Annotated in this window: 20 protein-coding genes; 16 read left to right on the plus strand and 4 right to left on the minus strand. The window is 69.1% G+C overall.

The features are described from left to right. Positions 1-82 precede the first annotated feature (82 nt). Complete coding sequence (locus AC0N04_RS00070; protein WP_474277304.1) at positions 83-1,588, plus strand: methyltransferase domain-containing protein; 1,506 nt, start codon at positions 83-85, stop codon at positions 1,586-1,588. Between the two features lie 10 nt (positions 1,589-1,598). Further along, complete coding sequence (locus AC0N04_RS00075; RefSeq protein WP_474277307.1) at positions 1,599-3,131, plus strand: glycosyltransferase family 2 protein; 1,533 nt, start codon at positions 1,599-1,601, stop codon at positions 3,129-3,131. A 48-nt stretch (positions 3,132-3,179) separates the two neighbouring features. On the opposite strand, the gene AC0N04_RS00080 is transcribed toward AC0N04_RS00075, so the two are convergent. Together AC0N04_RS00080 and AC0N04_RS00085 are read right to left on the minus strand one after the other, a co-directional pair. Next, on the minus strand, positions 3,180-4,028 hold the full coding sequence (locus AC0N04_RS00080; RefSeq protein ID WP_474277310.1) for an NAD-dependent epimerase/dehydratase family protein: 849 nt from the start codon (positions 4,026-4,028) through the stop codon (positions 3,180-3,182). Continuing rightward, positions 4,025-4,579, minus strand: coding sequence for a dTDP-4-dehydrorhamnose 3,5-epimerase family protein (locus AC0N04_RS00085; protein WP_474277313.1), 555 nt, complete (start codon positions 4,577-4,579; stop codon positions 4,025-4,027). Before AC0N04_RS00085 ends, AC0N04_RS00080 begins: the two co-directional genes overlap by 4 nt. Positions 4,580-4,717: 138 nt before the next feature. Here AC0N04_RS00085 and rfbF point away from each other — a divergent pair, with 138 nt between their 5' ends. From rfbF to AC0N04_RS00145, 12 genes are all read left to right on the plus strand, one after another. Further along, complete coding sequence (rfbF, locus tag AC0N04_RS00090; RefSeq protein WP_474277315.1) at positions 4,718-5,491, plus strand: glucose-1-phosphate cytidylyltransferase; 774 nt, start codon at positions 4,718-4,720, stop codon at positions 5,489-5,491. Then, on the plus strand, positions 5,488-6,570 hold the full coding sequence (gene rfbG, locus AC0N04_RS00095; RefSeq protein ID WP_474277318.1) for a CDP-glucose 4,6-dehydratase: 1,083 nt from the start codon (positions 5,488-5,490) through the stop codon (positions 6,568-6,570). Before rfbF ends, rfbG begins: the two co-directional genes overlap by 4 nt. Next, the gene (gene rfbH / locus AC0N04_RS00100) at positions 6,567-7,925 is read left to right on the plus strand and encodes a lipopolysaccharide biosynthesis protein RfbH (protein WP_474277321.1); all 1,359 of its coding nucleotides are present in this window, start codon (positions 6,567-6,569) and stop codon (positions 7,923-7,925) included. The genes rfbG and rfbH overlap by 4 nt, the downstream gene beginning before the upstream one ends. Positions 7,926-7,945: 20 nt before the next feature. Next, positions 7,946-8,821 (plus strand): hypothetical protein, encoded by an 876-nt coding sequence (locus AC0N04_RS00105; protein ID WP_474277324.1) that lies wholly within the window; start codon positions 7,946-7,948, stop codon positions 8,819-8,821. 217 nt (positions 8,822-9,038) lie between these two features. Continuing rightward, positions 9,039-9,362, plus strand: coding sequence for a flagellar transcriptional regulator FlhD (flhD, locus tag AC0N04_RS00110; RefSeq protein ID WP_474277327.1), 324 nt, complete (start codon positions 9,039-9,041; stop codon positions 9,360-9,362). A 123-nt stretch (positions 9,363-9,485) separates the two neighbouring features. Next, a complete protein-coding gene (gene flhC / locus AC0N04_RS00115) occupies positions 9,486-10,070 on the plus strand; it encodes a flagellar transcriptional regulator FlhC (protein WP_474277330.1) in 585 nt (194 codons plus the stop codon). Positions 10,071-10,334: 264 nt separating this feature from the next. Then, positions 10,335-11,192 carry a flagellar motor stator protein MotA gene (motA, locus tag AC0N04_RS00120; protein WP_474277333.1) on the plus strand — a complete coding sequence of 286 codons (858 nt, stop codon included), beginning with the start codon at positions 10,335-10,337 and terminating at the stop codon, positions 11,190-11,192. Between the two features lie 63 nt (positions 11,193-11,255). After that, a complete protein-coding gene (gene motB / locus AC0N04_RS00125) occupies positions 11,256-12,218 on the plus strand; it encodes a flagellar motor protein MotB (RefSeq protein ID WP_474277336.1) in 963 nt (320 codons plus the stop codon). Positions 12,219-12,254: 36 nt separating this feature from the next. Continuing rightward, the gene (gene cheY, locus AC0N04_RS00130) at positions 12,255-12,653 is read left to right on the plus strand and encodes a chemotaxis response regulator CheY (RefSeq protein ID WP_474277339.1); all 399 of its coding nucleotides are present in this window, start codon (positions 12,255-12,257) and stop codon (positions 12,651-12,653) included. 19 nt (positions 12,654-12,672) lie between these two features. Next, positions 12,673-13,305: a protein phosphatase CheZ gene (locus AC0N04_RS00135; protein ID WP_474277342.1), complete on the plus strand. Its 633-nt coding sequence runs from the start codon at positions 12,673-12,675 to the stop codon at positions 13,303-13,305. 73 nt (positions 13,306-13,378) lie between these two features. Continuing rightward, complete coding sequence (locus AC0N04_RS00140) at positions 13,379-13,957, plus strand: protein phosphatase CheZ (protein ID WP_474277345.1); 579 nt, start codon at positions 13,379-13,381, stop codon at positions 13,955-13,957. A gap of 91 nt (positions 13,958-14,048) precedes the next feature. After that, positions 14,049-14,780 carry a class I SAM-dependent methyltransferase gene (locus tag AC0N04_RS00145; RefSeq protein ID WP_474277348.1) on the plus strand — a complete coding sequence of 244 codons (732 nt, stop codon included), beginning with the start codon at positions 14,049-14,051 and terminating at the stop codon, positions 14,778-14,780. 272 nt (positions 14,781-15,052) lie between these two features. Here AC0N04_RS00145 and AC0N04_RS00150 read toward each other — a convergent pair whose 3' ends face one another. After that, positions 15,053-15,688, minus strand: coding sequence for a response regulator (locus AC0N04_RS00150; RefSeq protein ID WP_474277351.1), 636 nt, complete (start codon positions 15,686-15,688; stop codon positions 15,053-15,055). Next, entirely contained in the window at positions 15,685-16,824 is a 1,140-nt protein-coding gene (locus AC0N04_RS00155) for a hybrid sensor histidine kinase/response regulator (RefSeq protein ID WP_474277353.1), read from the minus strand. Before AC0N04_RS00155 ends, AC0N04_RS00150 begins: the two co-directional genes overlap by 4 nt. 179 nt (positions 16,825-17,003) lie before the next feature. Between AC0N04_RS00155 and AC0N04_RS00160 the strand changes: the two genes are divergently transcribed. Together AC0N04_RS00160 and AC0N04_RS00165 are read left to right on the plus strand one after the other, a co-directional pair. Continuing rightward, positions 17,004-17,468 carry a hypothetical protein gene (locus tag AC0N04_RS00160; RefSeq protein ID WP_474277356.1) on the plus strand — a complete coding sequence of 155 codons (465 nt, stop codon included), beginning with the start codon at positions 17,004-17,006 and terminating at the stop codon, positions 17,466-17,468. Positions 17,469-17,507: 39 nt separating this feature from the next. Further along, a complete protein-coding gene (locus AC0N04_RS00165; protein ID WP_474277358.1) occupies positions 17,508-17,870 on the plus strand; it encodes a response regulator in 363 nt (120 codons plus the stop codon). Positions 17,871-17,881: the final 11 nt, after the last annotated feature.

A 17,881-nucleotide genomic window follows, 5' to 3' on the forward strand; every position in this document is an offset into this window, starting at 1 on the left:
CGCGGTCTTCGACGCATGGCGCGTGGGGCCGGCCTGCCAAGATCGATCCATCTGCGCAATGCTGCGCGCCGCCAGGATCGCCATGCCCAAGCCCCTCGTCCACCTCGCCATCATGCAGCCCTCGGGCTACGTGCATTCGCTGGGTCTGCTCGACCAGGCGCGCTACTTCCGCCATCAGTTCCGGCGGCTGGGCGCAGAGGTCAGCATCGGCAAGAACCGGCTGCGCGCCGATGCCCTGAACTTCGTATTCGGCGCGCATCTCGGCTTTCCTGCCGAATGGCAGAGCCGTCACGCCTGCGTGTTCGTCAACCTCGAACAACTGGGCAACGGGGGCGCCGCGCTGCCACCGGCCTACCTGGAGTTGCTGCGCCGCTCGGCGGTGGTGGATTACGACGCCGACAACGTCGCCGCCTACGGCCAGGACGGCGCCGAGGTGCCGCTGGTGAGCTTCCTACACGCACCGTACCTCGACGACGGCCTGGCGCCGGCGCTGGAGCAGCGCCCGATCGACCTGCTGTTCTTCGGCAGCATGAACCCGCGCCGCAAGGCCTGGATCGACCGCATCGAAGCCACCGGCGTGCAGGTCGCCGTCTTCGACCACCCGATCTACGGCCCCGAGCGCGACCATTTCATCCGCCAGTCCAAGGCGGTGCTGAACTGCCACTTCTACGAGACCAGCCGCTTCGAGCAGGCCCGCGCCTTTCATTGCCTGTCGCTGGGCACGCCGGTGATCTCCGAGCGCAGCGCCGCCACCCGCGCCCCGGCCGCGTTCGACGACGCGGTCTTCTGGCTGACCGACGACCGCCTGGAAGGCTTCTTCCAGAACAGCTTCGGGCGCGCCGACTTCTTCATCGGCGCCCGCGAGCGCCTGGCCACCTTCCGCCGCCGCGACGCGGTCGACGCCTACGCCCGGGTGCTGAACTTCGCGCGCCGCTACCACGAGGCCCGCAGCCGCGCCGGCCACCCTGCCCCCTGGCGCCCGACGCAGATCAACCTCGGCTCGGGCAAGGACTACAAGCCGGGCTGGCTGAACCTCGACATCCTGGCGCGCGCCGAGCCGGACCTGGTGCTGGACCTCGGCCAGCCGCAGACCTGGCCGCTGGAACAACCCGGCTGCCGGGGCGACCGGATCCGGCTGGACGCCGGCTCGGTCGACCTGGTCTATGCCAACAACGTGCTGGAGCACGTGCCGGACCTGCCGATGCTGATGGGCAACGTGCTGACCCTGCTGAAGGACGGCGGCGAGTTCCAGATCGAGGTGCCGTACGAGAAGGCCCCGACCGCCTGGCAGGACCCGACCCACCTGCGCGCGCTGAACGAGAACTCGTGGCTCTACTACACCGACTGGTTCTGGTACCTGGGCTGGTTCGACCACCGCTTCGAGATCGCCGCGTTCGACTGGCTGGACGCGCAGCTCAAGCCCTGCGAGAAGCCGCAGGCCGCGTTCATGAAGCTGACCCTGCGCAAGATCCCGACCACCTTGCGCGAGCGCGTCGTCGCCCGCACCATGCGGGCCGATTTCGGCGGCCTGCCGGACGACCTGCCCATCCCCGCTCGGCTCGCTGCCGACACCCTTGTCACTGCCTGAGGACGTCCCCATGCCACTCGATGACACCTCCGCCGCCACGGCCACGTCGATGAACACGCTGGCCATCGCGATGGTCAAGAACGAAGCGGACATCGTGGAGGCCTTCGTGCGCCACAACCTGGCGTTCGTCGACCTGATGGTGGTGATCGACAACGACTCCACCGACGGGACCCGCGACATCCTCAGCGCGCTGCAGCGCGAAGGCCTGCCGGTGCTGGTGTTCGACGATCCGATCTTCGGCTACTTCCAGTCCGAGAAGATGACGCACGTCTACCGCAAGGTCGTACCGATCTTCCAGCCCGAGCTGGTCTATCTGCTGGACGCCGACGAATTCCTCCACGCCTCCGGGCGCGCCCCGCTCGAACGCGTGCTGGGCCAGCTGGAGCCCGGCAGCATCGCGCTGCTGCCCTGGTCCACCCACGTGCCGACCGCCGACACCCGCCCGGATCAGCTGCTGAGCGACCCGCTGGGCGCGATGCCGGGCCGCCGCCGCTACGAGCACCCGGTCTACTTCAAGGTCGTGATCCGGCGCCGCCCGGAGGACGACAACACCCTGGTGATCGAGCAGGGCAACCACATGGTTCAGCTCGCCGGGGGGCGCCGCCCCGCCACGCGGGTCGTGAACGGGGCGTCGGTGGTGCACCTGCCGGTCCGCAGCGTGGACCAGCTCACCGGCAAGGCGATCAACGGCTGGCATGCCTATCTGGTCAAGAACCGCCACCGCGACGTGCCGTCCATGGGCTATCACTGGCGCCACCTGTACGAGCAAGTGGTCAGCGGCCAGGGCATCAGCGCCGACACGCTGACCCAGACGGCCCTGGACTACGCCCAGACGAAGCGGCCCGACGGCGTCGCGCCGCGCGACGTGGTGCACGACCCGGTCGCGTCGCGCTACGGCGAGCTGCGCTACCGCCACCTCGCCAACACCTCGGTGCTGGCCAAGATCGCGCGGAACATGGAGTCCTATCTGCGCCTGGACAAGACGAGCGTGCCGTCCGACCGGGCCGGCACGGCGGTCGACCTGGCGCCGCTGTGCGCGCTGGTGCGCGAGGGCGCGCTGGCCACGGTGTCGGCCAGCGCCGATGGCGCGGCGTGGCTGGCCGATCTGCTCGCGCTGCGGCCCGACCTGCGGACCGCCTCGAACGAGCCGGCCGATCTGCTGCTGGCCCCTGTCGCGTCCCGCGCCGAACTGGCCGCCCTGGCAGCGCAGGCCGCTCCGCGGGCCCGCCACCGGGTGGTGACCTGGACGCAGGGCGACCGATCGCCCGAAGGCCTGCGCGCCGCGCTGGCGGCCTGGCGGGCCGCCGGCTGGGAGCCGCACATGCTGCAGACCATGGGCTACCGCGCGCTGGCGAGCTATGCCGCCCAGCGCCACAGCGCCATCGTGCTGCAGCCGGTCGATCCCGCCCGAGCCCGCCGGAGCGCCGCCGTCAGCGACGTGCTGTGCCTGCTGGAAGGATGTCCCACCCCCTGGCACGACCCGAAGGCCGACTGCATTCGCCACCCGATGCAGGATCTGCAGCTGGAGGTCGCGCCGGCATGAACCTCGCCACCGCGCAGCCCGCGGGGCGCGGCGGTGCGGGGGCCCGGCTCAGGCCGGGTCCGGGTCGCCCAGCATCGGCACCAGCCGCATCAGCTCGCCGGCTCGGTAGGGCACCTGGCCAGGAAGCAGCCGTCCGCTGGCACCCCAGGTGGCCCACCAGTGGCTGGCGAACTCGAGCAGGGTCTGGTCCCGGCCGGAGCCGACGTTGCGCACCGCCGGCGCGCCGGCCACCACGCCGCGGAACGCCAGCGCCTGAACGAACTGCTGCGCCACCGACTCCACCGGCACGAAGTCGCGCACCTGCTCGCCCGCGCTCATCGGAAAGTCCTGCCCGGCCAGCGCCGCCCGGCGCAGCGAGGGCCAGAAGCGCCCTTCCGGCTCGCCCGGGCCGAAGACGTGAAAGATCCGCAAGACCTGCAGCTTCAGCGCGTGCTCGCGCGCGAAGCCCATGAAGGCGACCGAGGACGCGGCCTTGGAGCTGGCGTAGGCGTTGTTCGGCGCCAGCGGCGCCAGCGGCGAGATGCCCTTCGGCGACGCCTCGACCTGGCCGTATTCGAAACACGAGCCGGCGACGAGAAAGCGATCCACGCCCGCCTGCCGGGCCTGTTCCGCGAGCGCCAGCGGCAGCACCACGTTCCAGTGCAGGCAGGACGCCAGCGAGTCGTAGGGCGGGTTGGCGGTGTGCGCGGCCAGGTGCAGCCAGACGTCCTGACCGCGCAGGGCCTCCCGCCAGTCCTGATCCATCCCGCCGTCCAGCCAGCGCGGTTGCGCGCGCAGCGTCCGGCGCGGCAGGCTGCCGGGCCGCCGCAGCGCGGTCACTTCGTGGCCGGCCGCCAGCGCCTGCTCGACCACATGCCCGCCGACGAAGCCGGTGCCGCCGGTGACGAAGATCTTCACGACGGGCTTCCCGCGGCGGCGAACGGCGAGACGAAGTCCGCGAGCGACGGGTGCTGCCGGTCACGCGCGGACAGCACCGGCCGGTCGCAGCCCCAGTCGTGCCCGACGCTGTCCCAGCGGATGCCGCCGTCGTGATCGGGCGCGTGTTCGCTGGAGGTCATGTACATCATCACCGAGTCGGGTTCCCGGGACCGGAACCCGTGCGCGATGCCCGACGGCAGGTACAGCAGCAGCGGCTCGTCGCCCGTCAGCTCGATGGCGGCCACGCGGCCATAGTCCGCGCCCGGGCGCAGATCCACCAGCACGTCCTGCACCCTTCCGGCCAGGCAGCAGACCAGCTTGACGTGGTCGTGCGGCGGCCGCTGGAAATGCAGGCCCCGGATCACGTCGCGGTGCGACCGGGTGATGAATTGCTCGCGCAGCACGAAGGGCAGCCCCAGCTCGGCCAGGCGCGACGCGAGCAGCGTCTTGAGAAAATCCCCGCGCTCGTCCACGACGCGTCGCAGCGTCAGGGCCCAGGCGCCGGGCAACAGTTCCTTGAAAGGCGTCACGGAGTCCATTGTGCGCAAGCCCGCGGCCCTCCGGCCAACGATTTGCACCTCAAAGCCCCGCCTTATCCGGCGCCTGCCCTCGGGGCCGCGCACCTATGCTTCTCGCATCATCACCCCAGGCGCGACGCGGGACAGCATATGAAGGCAGTGATTCTTGCGGGAGGCCTGGGCTCCAGGCTGTCGGAGGAAACCTCCGTGAAGCCCAAGCCCATGGTCGAGATCGGCGGCAGGCCCATGTTGTGGCACATCATGAAGCTGTACGCCAGCCATGGCGTCAACGACTTCGTGGTCTGCCTCGGCTACAAGGGCTATGTGATCAAGGAGTACTTCGCGAACTACTTCCTGCACATGTCCGACGTGACCTTCGACCTGGCCAACAACCGCATGGACGTCTGCGAGCGGCATTGCGAGCCCTGGCGCATCACGCTGGTGGACACCGGCGAGCAGACCCAGACCGGCGGCCGGCTGCGGCGCGTCAAGCGCTACCTGCAGGACGAGGCCGAGTTCTGCTTCACCTACGGCGACGGCCTGAGCGACGTGGACATCGGCGCGGTGATCGACAGCCACCGGCGGCACAAGACGCTCGCCACCGTGACCACCGTGTACCCGCCCGGCCGCTTCGGCGCGGTGGAACTCGACGGGCACCAGGTGCGCTCGTTCAAGGAGAAGCCCAAGGGCGACGGCGCGCTGATCAACGGCGGTTTCTTCGTGCTGTCACCGCGGGTGATCGACTTCATCGACGGCGACCCGTCTATCTGGGAGCGCGAGCCGATGGAGCGGCTGGCCCAGCAGGGCGAACTCTCCGCCTATGTGCACGAGGGCTTCTGGCAACCGATGGACACGCTGCGGGACAAGATCCAGCTCGAACAACTGTGGCAGTCCGGCGAGGCGCCCTGGAAGACCTGGTCATGACGCCGACGTTCTGGCAAGGGCGGCGGGTCTTCGTCACCGGCCACACCGGCTTCAAAGGCGCCTGGTTGAGCCTGTGGCTGTCGCGCCTGGGCGCCGAGGTCACCGGGTATGCGCTGCCGCCAGCCACCACGCCCAGCCTGTTCGAGGCGGCCCGCGTGGCCGAGCAGGTTCATTCGGTGACCGGCGACGTGCGCGACCTCGATGCCTTGACCGCCGCGCTGCGCGACGCCCGGCCCGAGGTGGTGCTTCACCTGGCCGCGCAAGCCCTGGTGCGGCCCGGCTACGACGACCCGGTCGGCACCTTTGCCAGCAACGTGATGGGCACCGTGAACCTGTGCCAGGCCGTGCGCCAGAGCCCGGGCGTGCGCGCCGTGGTCTGCGTCACCAGCGACAAGTGCTACGCCAACCAGGAGTGGCCCTGGGCCTACCGGGAAATCGACCCGATGGGCGGCCACGACCCGTACAGCGCCAGCAAGGGCTGCTCCGAACTGGTGGCCGCGTCGTTCCGCGATGCCTTCTTCCCGGTGCGCGAGCATGCACGGCATGGCGTGGCGCTGGCCACCGCCCGCGCCGGCAACGTCATCGGCGGCGGCGACTGGTCGGCCGACCGCCTGGTGCCCGACCTGCTGCGTGCCGCCGTCCAGGACGAGACCGTGGTCATCCGCCGCCCCGACGCGACCCGCCCCTGGCAGCATGTGCTGGACGCGCTGGCGGGCTATCTGCAACTGGCCGAAGGCCTGCACACCGACGGACCGACCTACGCCGGCGCCTGGAATTTCGGGCCCGACGAGTCGGACGTGCGGCCGGTCCGCTGGATCGCCGAACACCTGGCCCGGCAACTGCCGATACAGCTCGACTTCGCCACCGTCCCGGCCGGCCCGCACGAGGCCCAGGCGCTGCGCCTGGACAGCGCCAAGGCCCGCCAGGCGCTGCGCTGGCAGCCGGCCTGGCCCTTGAAGGTGGCGCTCGACCGCGTCATCGAATGGCATCGGGCCTGGGTCGGGCAACAAGACATGCGCCAGGTGTGCTGGGCGCAGATCGACAACCACATGGCCGAGAAAAAGGAATCCCTTCCATGAGCAACCCGAGCCCCGTGCAGTGGCTGCCGACGGCACCGAAGCCGCCGCTGCCGGAACTGCGCCAGCGCATCGCCGAGCTGGTCGACGAATACGCCCGGCAGGCCTTCACCGACGCGCCCTTCGAACCCGGCCAGACCTCGCTGCCGCCGTCGGGCAAGGTGATCGGCGCGGGCGAGTTGCGCAACATGGTCGAGGCCGCGCTGGACGGCTGGCTGACCACGGGTCGCTTCAACGAAGCCTTCGAGAAGCGGCTCGCCGCCTATCTTGGCGTCAGCCAGGTGCTGACGACCAACTCGGGCTCGTCCGCCAACCTGCTGGCCTTCTCGGCGTTGACCTCGCCCCGCCTGGGCGCGCGGGCGATCCGGCCCGGCGACGAGGTCATCTCGGTGGCCGCGGGCTTCCCGACCACGGTGAATCCGATCCTGCAGTTCGGCGCGGTGCCGGTGTTCATCGACGTGGACATTCCCACCTACAACATCGACGCGAGCCTGATCGAAGCCGCCATCACCCCGCGGACCAAGGCCATCATGCTGGCCCACACGCTGGGCAACGCCTACAACCTGGACGTGATCTGCGACATCGCGCGCCGGCACGGGCTGTGGCTGGTCGAGGACTGCTGCGACGCGCTCGGCACGCGCTACCGCGGCCGGCTGGTCGGCACCTTCGGCGACATCGCGACGCTGAGCTTCTATCCCGCGCATCACATCACCATGGGCGAAGGCGGCGCGGTCTTCACCAACCACCCCGAGCTGAAGTCCATCGCCGAGTCGTTCCGCGACTGGGGCCGCGACTGCTATTGCGGCCCCGGCAAGGACAACACCTGCGGCAAGCGCTTCTGCCAGCAGCACGGCAGCCTGCCCTTCGGCTACGACCACAAGTACACCTATTCGCACCTGGGCTACAACCTGAAGATCACCGACATGCAGGCCGCCTGCGCCCTGGCGCAGATGGACCGGCTCGACGATTTCATCGCCCAGCGCAAGCGCAACTTCGCCTACCTGCACGAACGCCTGCGCTCGTGCGAGGAGTTCCTGATCCTGCCGCAGGCGCAGGAGCATGCGGATCCGTCCTGGTTCGGCTTTCCGGTCACGTTGAAGGACGCAGCCAACTCCCGCCGCGTGGACCTGCTGACCTACCTGGACCAGTTCAAGATCGGCACCCGGCTGCTGTTCGCCGGCAACCTCACGCGCCAACCCTACATGGTCGGCCGCAATTTCCGCGTGCACGGCAGCCTCGAACGCACCGACCGGGTCATGAACGACACCTTCTGGCTGGGCGTTCATCCGGGACTCGACCAGCCGAAGCTGGATTTTGTCGCCGACACGCTGGAAACCTACTTCGGCCTCCGGTTCTGACCGCCCCTGAAAGACCCGCCATGCAAGCCCCCCGCCCCGACCACGCCGCCGCCAGCGCGGCCCGCCCGTGCCTGATCATCGTGCGGGCCGGCAAGCACTCGCTGTCCCTGACCTGGAACCTGCCCGAAGACCGTTGCTGGGACCTGGTCACCCTGGCCTATGACGACGCGGTGCTCGACGACGACCAGTGGACCGTGGGTGACCTGCTCGTCGACAGCCGCGACGAACCCACCAAGTACTTCGGCATCCAGCGATTCATCGAAGACCATCCCGAGACGCTGGACCGCGAAGCGGTGATGATGGTGGACGACGACTTGCTGATGGACCCCGGCCAGCTCAATCGCCTGTTCGAGCTGTTCAAGGCGTCCGGCGCCTTGCTGGGCCAGCCCGCGCTGACCTGGAACTCGTATCACTCGCACTTCGTCACGCTGCAGAACCGTGCCTTTCTGTGGCGCTACACCAACTTCACCGAGGTGATGACGCCGATCATGACCGGCGCCTTTCTGCGCCAGGTGCTGCCGTCGTTCCGCGCCACGCGCTCGGCGTGGGGACTGGACTACCTCTGGGCCGCGTTGTGCCGGGAGATCGGCGAATCCATCGCCATCATCGACGGCGTGCCCGTGCAGCACACCCGGCCCCTGGGCGGCGGCGGCCTCTACGAGCGCCTGGGTGTCGATCCTCGGGAAGAGATGCAGCAGTTGCTCGCGACCTTCCAGATCGTCGCACCGCCGGGCATGGTGCTGGGGGGGCGCCTGGATCCGGACTTCGGTGCCCCGCGCTCCAACAGCCTGCTGGAAAGCTTCGTCGCCGGCATGGACCCCCAGTTGTGCCGCCTGCCCGGCTTTCTGCCGGTGCTCCAGGCCTCGCTGCCGCACCTGACGCAGCCGCTGCACTGACGCGCTGCCGAGCGCCCGCCCCGCCTGGGCGCAGGCGGCTGCGCCATGGCCCCGGGCGGGCCCCGTGTAGGAATTTGCCTGACACGCCGGTTGGAAGAATCGGGACTCAAGGGCTGGAAGTGAACCGATGTTTCGGTCTTGTTTCGACGCTTACAGTTCATTCCACGCTGAACCGAATCGTCACAGACACCTCACCGACCCGCCCAGGAGCCCCATCATGGAAACCACCCAGATCCTTGCCGAAATCCGCGAAGCCAATCTGTCGTACCTGATGCTGGCGCAAAGCCTGATCCGCGCCGATCGCGAGCAAGCGCTGTTCCGCCTGGGCATCTCGGAAGAGACCGCCAACCTGCTGACCTCGCTGGCCCCGGCGCAGATGATGAAGATCGCCACCGGCAACACCCTGCTGTGCCGCTTCCGAATGGACGACGACCTGGTCTGGAGCCTGCTCACCAGCCATGGCAAGTCGTCGGCCAACGACAGCGTCCAGCGCCTGCATGCATCCATCCTGATGGCCGGTCGCCATCAGGAAGCCGCCTGAGCACCCACCCCGGTCTTGCGAGGACGCAAGCCCCGAGGGGTTGCCGAGCGCCTTGGGAGCGACCCGGCGACGGCTCGGCAAGCACGGTCGAACAGTCACTGAAAACACGGACGGAGAAACATCATGGCCCGCACCAAGAGCATCCTGACCGAAGCCAAGCAGATCGAGCGTGCCGTCACGCTGATCCACCTCGGGGCGCGCCTGCAGGTGCTGGAGTCGGAGACCGACCTGTCCTACGAGCGCCTGCTGCGCCTGTACAAGGAGGTCTCGGGCCACAGCCCGTCCAAGGGCCAGCTGCCCTTCTCGACCGACTGGTTCATGACCTGGCAGCCGAACATCCATTCGAGCCTGTTCCTCAACATCCACGAGTATCTGAACAAGACCTCGGAGATGGAGGAGATCGACACCATCATCAAGGCCTACCAGCTGTACCTGGAGCAGACCGAGTCCCAGGGCCTGGAGCCGCTGCTGTCGGTGACCCGCGCCTGGCGCCTGGTCAAGTTCGTCGACAACGGCATGCTGACGATGACCCGCTGCACCAAGTGCAGCGGCCACTACGTGACCCACCCGCACGAGATCGCCAAGCACTACGTGTGCGGCCTGTGCAACCCGCCGGCACGGGCCGGCAAGGGCCGCCAGGCCGGCTCGCTGCAGATGCCCCCGGCCGGCGCGCGCCAGACCGCGGTCGACGCGTGCGAAATGAATTGAGCCTCAAGTTCGCCGGCAGCATGCCGAACAACGGAGCGCAGTGATTGATTTCTTGTTCATGTACGTCTCCTCCTAGCACAGCTCCTGTGCTTTCCGGCGGGCCCCAGCAGGTGCCCGCCTTTTTCTTGGCGACGCGGAACTGACCCCCGGGCGGCCGGCTTTTCCACCCGCCGGCCGGATTCAAGCCCGGGCACCATGGTGCCGATAAAGCCTGCAGACACATCGGCTTGGCGGCAGGCATAGCACTCCGGGAACCCCTTCATCATGTTCGTCATCATCGGCTGGGTCCTCGCGCTGGCATGCATCTTCGGCGTGTTCATCGCGCACGAAGGCAACATCCACGTGATCCTGCACGCGCTGCCCTTCGAGATGATCACCATCCTCGGCGCGGCGTTGGGCGCCTTCCTGGCCAACAACCAGATGAAGGTCGTCAAGTCCACCCTCAAGGGCCTGGGCCAGTGCTTCAAGGGCAGCAAGTTCAGCAAGGCCCGCTACATGGAGCTGCTGGCGTTGCTGTACGACATCCTGCAAAAGGCCCGCAAGGAAGGGCTGATGTCGATCGAGAAGGACGTGGAAGACCCGCACAACTCGCCGGTGTTCCAGAAGTACCCGGCGGTGGGCAACGATCACCACGTCACCGAATTCATCACCGACTATCTGCGCATGATGGTCTCGGGCAACCTCAACGCCCACGAGATCGAAAGCCTGATGGACAGCGAGATCGAGACCCACCATCAGGAAGAACACGCCGCGGTGGCCGCCATCGGCCGCCTGGCCGGCGGGCTGCCGGCCTTCGGCATCGTGGCCGCGGTGCTGGGCGTGGTCAACACCATGGGCTCGGTCGGCAAGCCGCCGGCGGTGCTGGGCGGCATGATCGGTTCGGCGCTGGTCGGCACCTTCCTGGGCATCCTGATGGCCTACGGCTTCGTCGAGCCGCTCGGCGGCCTGCTGGAGCAGAAGGTCGAGGACGCGGGCAAGGAGTTGCAGTGCATCAAGATCACGCTGCTGGCCAGCATGCAGGGCTACGCGCCGCAGGTGGCGATCGAATTCGGCCGCAAGGTGCTCTATTCGGGTGACCGGCCCAGCTTCAACGAGCTGGAAGCCCACGTCAAGAAGAAATGAGCCGCCCCGCATGGCGTGACGAACCTCTGAGCGCCGACGCCGCGCTCGCCCCGGGAGCGAACGATGGCCGGTGACGCCAAGAAGCTTCAGCCCATCATCGTCAAGAAGGTCAAGAAGGGCGGCCACGCCGCGCATGGCGGGGCGTGGAAGATCGCCTACGCCGACTTCGTGACGGCGATGATGGCCTTCTTCCTGCTGATGTGGCTGCTGGGTTCGACCACCGACGGCGACAAGAAGGGCATCGCCGACTATTTCAGCGCGCCGCTCAAGGTGGCGATGGGCGGCGGCTCGGGCTCGGGCGACGCTTCCAGCGTGATCAAGGGCGGCGGGCAGGACCTGACCCGCAGCGCCGGCCAGGTCAAGCGCGGCGACGTCGAGGCCCAGCAGCGCACCTATGCGCTGGCCGCCCTCAAGGCGCAGCTGGCGCGCGCCGACGCGGTCCGGCTCGAAGACCTGAAGAAGAACCTGGAAGACAAGCTGGCCTCGAACGAGAAGTTCAAGGACCTGAAATCGCAGATCCGGCTCGACATGACGCGCGACGGCCTGCGCATCCAGATCGTCGACGCGCAGAACCGGCCGATGTTCGCGTCGGGCAGCGCGGTGGTCGAGCCCTACATGCGCGACCTGCTTCGCACCATCGGCGAGGTGCTGGCCGAGGTGCCCAACCTGTTGACGCTGGAAGGCCACACCGACGCCACCCCGTTCTCGGGCGGCGGCCTGGGTTACAGCAACTGGGAGCTGTCGGCCGACCGTGCCAACGCCTCGCGTCGCGAGCTGATGGCCGGCGGGCTGGACGAGGCCCGGGTGCTGCGGGTGCAGGGCCTGGCCTACAGCCAGCCCTTCGACAAGGACAACCCGACCAGTCCGGTGAACCGCCGCATCAGCATCATCGTGATGAACCGCGAGGCCGAGGACCGCGTGTTCCACACCGCGCCCGATGCCCCCGTCGAGGCCGTCGACTCGGCCGCCTCGGTGGCTCAGCTGGCCGCACCCGCGGCGGCGGGCTCAAGTGTCGCCGCGCATTGACCGATATAGGCCTCAAACCCTTTGACGAGGACTGCCATGAGCAACCCCAGCGATCTGAAATTTCTAGTCGTCGACGACTTCTCCACGATGAGGCGCATCGTCCGTGGCCTGCTCAAGGAAATGGGCTGCAACAACGTCGAAGAGGCCGAGGACGGCCAGGTGGCGCTGAACATGCTCAAGAGCGCGAAGTTCGACTTCGTCGTCAGCGACATCAACATGCCCAACATGAACGGCTTCGACCTGCTCAAGGCGGTCAAGGCCGACGACACGCTCAAGCACCTGCCGGTGCTGATGGTGACGGCCGAGGCGCGCAAGGAGGACATCGTGCTGGCCGCCCAGAGCGGCGCCGCAGGCTACATCGTCAAGCCCTTCACCAAGGCGACGCTGGAAGAAAAGGTCCAGAAGATCATGCAGAAGATGGCCGCTCCGGCCTGAGCCCTCGGGGAGAACTCTCATGAAGATGGAAGACCTTGCCGCGCTGGCGCCGACCGACCCGATGCTGGTGTCGCCCGAAGTGTTCCAGCAGCTGGGCAGCATCACCCGGCTGCTGCACGACACCATGCAGCAGCTCGGCGTGATGCCCAAGCTGCAGACCGCCGCCGACGGCCTGCCCGACGCCCGCAGCCGGCTGAACTACATCGCCAACAAGACGGCCGACGCCGCCAACAAGGTGCTGAACTCGGTCGACCAGGCCAAGCTGGAGCATGCCCACATCGCCGCGGCCACGCGCGAACTGGCCCAGGCGCTGGTGGCCGACCCGGTGCGTGCGGTGGCCTCGGGCAAGGTGCTGAACTTCGCCAAGGACGTGGACGACAGCACCCGCCGCATCGACGCCCACCTGACCGACATCATGATGGCGCAGGACTTCCACGACCTGACCGGCCAGGTGGTGGCCAAGGTCGTCTCGCTGGCCAACGATCTCGAGGACAGCCTGGTCAAGCTGCTGGTGCAGGTGGTGCCGCCGGAGCAGCGCGACAAGGTCGACGCCAGCGTGCTGCACGGCCCGGTCGTCTGCCCCGAGGGCCGCACCGATGTGGTCACCAACCAGGGCGAGGTCGACGACCTGCTGGCCAGCCTGGGCTTCTGAACCCGCCTGTCGGACCGGGCGCGCCCCGCGCGCCGTCCGGCATCCGCCTTGTGTCCGATCGAACAGGCCCGACATGCTTGCCGAATCGAAACCTTCCGCCGCCGAGGCGCCGCCCGCCCCCAACCTGTGGATCAAGCCCGAGCTGCGCCACGTGCTGCGCGAGGTGCCCGACGCCTGCGAGCGCCTGGAGTACGTCGGCAAGATGGCCGAGCAGGCGGCCAACCGCGTGCTCGGCCTGGTCGACGAATGCAAGCCGGCCTGCGACACCGTGCGCCAGCGCGGCCTGGAACTGGCCGAGGCGATGAACCGCCTGGCCGACTCGCGCGACTTCGACCTGAACCGGGCCCGCGTGATGATGCGGCTGTGCGCCGACTACGCCGCCTCGGCCGCCGCCTTCGCCGGCGACCAGAACCGCCGCATGACCGAGGTGATGCTGGCGCAGGATTTCCAGGATTTGTCCGGCCAGGTGATCGGCAAGGTGATGAAGATCCTGTGGAAGGTCGAGGACGAGCTCCACCATGTGGTCGACGACGGCGCCCTGCCCGACGCGCCGCCGGCCGCCGCCGCGGACGGCCTGGCCGGGGTGCAGGTGCCGGACCGCGCGATGCAGCAGGACGACGTCGACGACCTGCTCGCCTCGCTGGGTTTCTGAATCCGGGCCCCGGCCGAAGCCCCCGTCTGCACGGTCTTCCCGGCGCTGATCCGGACCCGGCGCGCGCCGGCGCTGCGGACAATCGCGGCCCATGACCCTGGCCTGGCCCCTGCCCGCACTGCTGACCTGGCTGTCGGCCTGGCTGGCCTTCGGGGTGCTGCAGGCCGCGGGCCTGGACCCGGCCGCGGCCTTTGCCGCTGCCCTGGCGCTCTCGGCCGCGGCCGCCTGGCGCGGCCGCACCCGCTGGCGTCGCGGTTTCATGCTGGCCGGCTTTCCGCTGTCGCTGCTGGCCTCGGGCTGGGTGGCGCTGCCGGGCTGGGTCTGGCTGCTGCCGCTGGCGCTGCTGGCACTGCTGTACCCCGTCAACACCTGGCGCGACGCGCCGCTGTTTCCCACGCCGGCGCACGCGCTGGCCGGCTTGGCCCAGGCCGCGCCCTTGCCCGATGGCGCCCGCGTGGTGGACGCCGGCTGCGGCCTGGGTGCCGGCCTGCGGGCATTGCGCCAGGCCTATCCGAACGCCGCGCTGCAGGGGCTGGAATGGAGCTGGCCGCTGGCCCGCCTGTGCGCGCTGCGCTGCCGCTTCGCGCGCGTGCGGCGGGCCGACATCTGGCTTGACGACTGGTCGCGCTACGACCTGGTCTACCTGTTCCAGCGCCCCGAGAGCATGCCCCGCGCGATGGCCAAGGCCGCCGCCGAGCTGAGGCCGGGCGCCTGGCTGGCGAGCCTGGAGTTCGACGCCCCGGGCTGGCCGCCGACCGCCCGGCTGGAAACCGTCGCCGGCAAGCCGGTGTGGCTCTACCAGGCGCCGTTCAAGCGCCCGTGACGGATCGCGCCGGCACGCCGGTGCCGGGAGCCCCGCGCGGCCAGCGCCGGGCCGTCCCACGGCCTCGCAGCGCTCAGCCGGCCCCGCAGGCGGTCAGGCGTCCACCGGACACCTGACCGTCCGGCTTCGCCCCAAGCGTCCGCGAACCCTCTTGGAGGGTGGCGCCGGTACGCCGGTGCCGGGAGCCCCGCGCGGCCAGCGCCGGGCCGCTCCCAAGCGGCCGCGAACCCTCTTGGAGGGTGGCGCCGGTACGCCGGTGCCGGGAGCCCCGTTCACTCGCCCACCAGGCCGTTGCGGATCGCGTAGACCGTCAGTTCGGAATTGTTCGACAGGCCCAGCTTCTCGAGCACCCGGGCGCGGTAGACGCTGACGGTCTTGGGCGACAGGGTCAGCTCGTTGGCGATGTCGGCCAGGCGCTTGCCCGAGGCGATCATCACCAGGGTCTGCAGCTCGCGGTCCGAGAGCTTCTCGTGCGCGTTCGCGACCTCGGGCGCGGTCAGGCTCTCGACCAGCATCTGGGCGATCTCGGGCGTGACGTACTTGCGGCCCTGGGCCACGGTGCGCACCGCCTGCACCAGGATCGCCGGGTCGCCGCCCTTGTTGACGTAGCCGAAGGCGCCGGCCTTGAGCGCGCGGATCGCGTACTGGTCTTCCGGGTACATGCTGACCACCAGCACCCGGATCTGCGCGCCCTCGTCCTTCAGCACATGCAGCACGTCCAGGCCGCTGCGGCCGGGCATGTTGATGTCCAGCACCAGCACCTCGCAGCGGTCCTTGCGCAGCAGCGCGCGCAACTCGCCGTAGTCGGCGGCCTCGCCGATGACCTCGATGTCGGGCGCATCGGACAAGGTGTCGCGGATGCCGCGCCGGATCAGCGCGTGATCGTCACAGATGATGACTCGGGTCATGGTTCTCCCCAGGCCGACGGATCGTGCGCAGAAGAGCCTGCGTCCTCGCCCGGCGCGTGGGCACGGTCCTCCAAGGGGATGGAGAGTATCAGGGTCGTGCCCGACGCCCCGCTGGACAGCTCGACCCAGCCGTCCACGGTCGAGGCCCGCTCGTGCAGGCCGCGGATGCCGAAGCTGCGCGCCTTGGCCAGGTCTTCGCTCGACAAGCCCTTGCCGTTGTCGCTGATCTCCAGCGACAGGATGCCCTGGGCCAGCGACAGGTCGATGCCGACGCGGGTCGCGCGGGCATGCTTGCTGATGTTGGTCAGCGCCTCCTGGGCGGTGCGGTAGGCCACCAGCGGCACGCCGACGGGCAGCTGCAGGTGGTCGTGGCTGGTGCGGAAAGTGCATGCGACGCCGGTGCGGCGCTCGAAGCGACTGGCCATCCACTGCAGCGCCGCCACCAGGCCCTGCTCCAGGATCGCCGGGCGCAGGTTGTGCATGATGCGCTGGCTGGCTTCGAGCGCATGGGTCACGGTCTCGGTCGCCTCGTCGATGCGGGCCCGCAGCTCGGGCGAGGCGGCGTGCTTGGACATCCAGGCCAGGTCGAACTTCAGCGCGCTCAAGGAGCCGCCCACGTCGTCGTGGATCTCGCGCGCGATCGCCGCGCGCTCCTGCTCGATGCTGGTCTGCAGATGCTGGGCCAGCTCGGACAGGCGCTGGCGCGAGGCCGCCAGCTGCCGGTCGGCGGCCTCGCGGGCCTGCGCGGTGCGCTGCGCCGCGATCGCGTGCTCCACCGCCGGCGGCAGCCGGGCCAGGTTGTTCTTCAACAGGTAATCGCTGGCGCCGTTGCGCATCGCCGAGACCGCGACGTCCTCGCCGATCTCGCCCGAAACCAGGATGAACGGCAGCTGCAGGCCCGACTCGCGCACGATCTCCAGCGCCCGCAGGCCCGAAAAACCGGGCAGGTTGTAGTCGGACAGCACGATGTCCCAGGGCTCGACCAGGGCGGCGCGGAAGCGGGCCTCGTCCTCCACGCGCAGGGTCTCGACCTCGAGCCCGCCGCGTTGCAGCTGGGCCATCGCCAGCGCGTGGTCCAGGTCGGAATCTTCAAGATGCAGGACGCGCAAGGCGCCGCGCGGCAGGTCTGCGCTCATGCCCGGAGTATGGCCCAGCGCGGCGGCCCGCCGGCCGCGACGGTGCGGCGAAATAACCCGGGAATGGGGCCATCTTTGGCTCAATGTCGGGCCCGAATGTGCCGAAGAATCGTGACCAATGTCCCGTTCGTCCGCCTTGGCGGGCCAGCGTGGCCCATACCGCGCACCGTGGAGCCTCGATGCAGATTTCGGAAGACACCCGATCAGACCCCGGCGGCGGCCTGCCCTTGCTGGCGGCCGCCGACCTGCAGGATCACCTGATGGTGGCCAACAACGACCTGGAGCGGTTGCAGCGCCTGCTGGACGACGCCAGCGAAACCCTGTCGGGCCACTTCTACGGCGCGACCCAGCACATCAACCACGTGCTGCGCGTGGCCGCCGAGCTGCCGCAGGCCGACGACGGCGCGCTGCACCAGGCGATGCAGGACCTGGCCGGCGCGATCACCGCGCTGCAGTTCCACGACATGGCCTCGCAGCTGATCGCCCACACCCACCGGCGGCTGCGCTCCTGCGCCGACCGCATCGCCCGCGACGCCATGGGCGACGACGACGAGGACGGCACCGCCGTCGTCGACGAAGGCCCGGGCCGCCCGAACCCCGTTACCCAGGACGAGATGGACGCTGGTTCCGTCGAACTGTTCTGAACCGCCATCACGCCCTGCACAGATTTCCGGAGAAACAACATGCACTCGATTCTTGCCGTTGACGATTCACCCTCGATGCGCCAGATGGTGTCCTTCACGCTGAAGAACGCCGGCTTCAACGTGGTGGAGGCCGTGGATGGCCAGGACGCCTGGGAAAAGGCCAACCAGCGCGACTTCAATCTGGTGCTGACCGACCAGAACATGCCGCGCATGGACGGCATCGGCCTGACCAAGAAGCTGCGCGAGAACCCGAAGTTCAAGACCACGCCGATCCTGATCCTGACCACCGAGTCGAGCGACCAGATGAAGCAGGCCGGCCGCGCCGCCGGCGCCACCGGCTGGCTGGTCAAGCCCTTCGACCCCGCCAAGCTGATCGAGGTGATCGGCAAGGTCATCCGCTGACCCGGCGCAGC

Source organism: Ideonella sp. sgz306126, from assembly GCF_056032705.1.

Coding starts and splice junctions, on each gene's coding strand:
- AC0N04_RS00070 (WP_474277304.1), top strand. CDS start 83: ATGCCCAAGCCCCTCGTCCACCTCGCCATCATGCAGCCCTCGGGCTAC.
- AC0N04_RS00075 (WP_474277307.1), top strand. CDS start 1,599: ATGCCACTCGATGACACCTCCGCCGCCACGGCCACGTCGATGAACACG.
- rfbF (WP_474277315.1), top strand. CDS start 4,718: ATGAAGGCAGTGATTCTTGCGGGAGGCCTGGGCTCCAGGCTGTCGGAG.
- rfbG (WP_474277318.1), top strand. CDS start 5,488: ATGACGCCGACGTTCTGGCAAGGGCGGCGGGTCTTCGTCACCGGCCAC.
- rfbH (WP_474277321.1), top strand. CDS start 6,567: ATGAGCAACCCGAGCCCCGTGCAGTGGCTGCCGACGGCACCGAAGCCG.
- AC0N04_RS00105 (WP_474277324.1), top strand. CDS start 7,946: ATGCAAGCCCCCCGCCCCGACCACGCCGCCGCCAGCGCGGCCCGCCCG.
- flhD (WP_474277327.1), top strand. CDS start 9,039: ATGGAAACCACCCAGATCCTTGCCGAAATCCGCGAAGCCAATCTGTCG.
- flhC (WP_474277330.1), top strand. CDS start 9,486: ATGGCCCGCACCAAGAGCATCCTGACCGAAGCCAAGCAGATCGAGCGT.
- motA (WP_474277333.1), top strand. CDS start 10,335: ATGTTCGTCATCATCGGCTGGGTCCTCGCGCTGGCATGCATCTTCGGC.
- motB (WP_474277336.1), top strand. CDS start 11,256: ATGGCCGGTGACGCCAAGAAGCTTCAGCCCATCATCGTCAAGAAGGTC.
- cheY (WP_474277339.1), top strand. CDS start 12,255: ATGAGCAACCCCAGCGATCTGAAATTTCTAGTCGTCGACGACTTCTCC.
- AC0N04_RS00135 (WP_474277342.1), top strand. CDS start 12,673: ATGAAGATGGAAGACCTTGCCGCGCTGGCGCCGACCGACCCGATGCTG.
- AC0N04_RS00140 (WP_474277345.1), top strand. CDS start 13,379: ATGCTTGCCGAATCGAAACCTTCCGCCGCCGAGGCGCCGCCCGCCCCC.
- AC0N04_RS00145 (WP_474277348.1), top strand. CDS start 14,049: ATGACCCTGGCCTGGCCCCTGCCCGCACTGCTGACCTGGCTGTCGGCC.
- AC0N04_RS00150 (WP_474277351.1), bottom strand. CDS start 15,688: ATGACCCGAGTCATCATCTGTGACGATCACGCGCTGATCCGGCGCGGC.
- AC0N04_RS00155 (WP_474277353.1), bottom strand. CDS start 16,824: ATGAGCGCAGACCTGCCGCGCGGCGCCTTGCGCGTCCTGCATCTTGAA.
- AC0N04_RS00160 (WP_474277356.1), top strand. CDS start 17,004: ATGCAGATTTCGGAAGACACCCGATCAGACCCCGGCGGCGGCCTGCCC.
- AC0N04_RS00165 (WP_474277358.1), top strand. CDS start 17,508: ATGCACTCGATTCTTGCCGTTGACGATTCACCCTCGATGCGCCAGATG.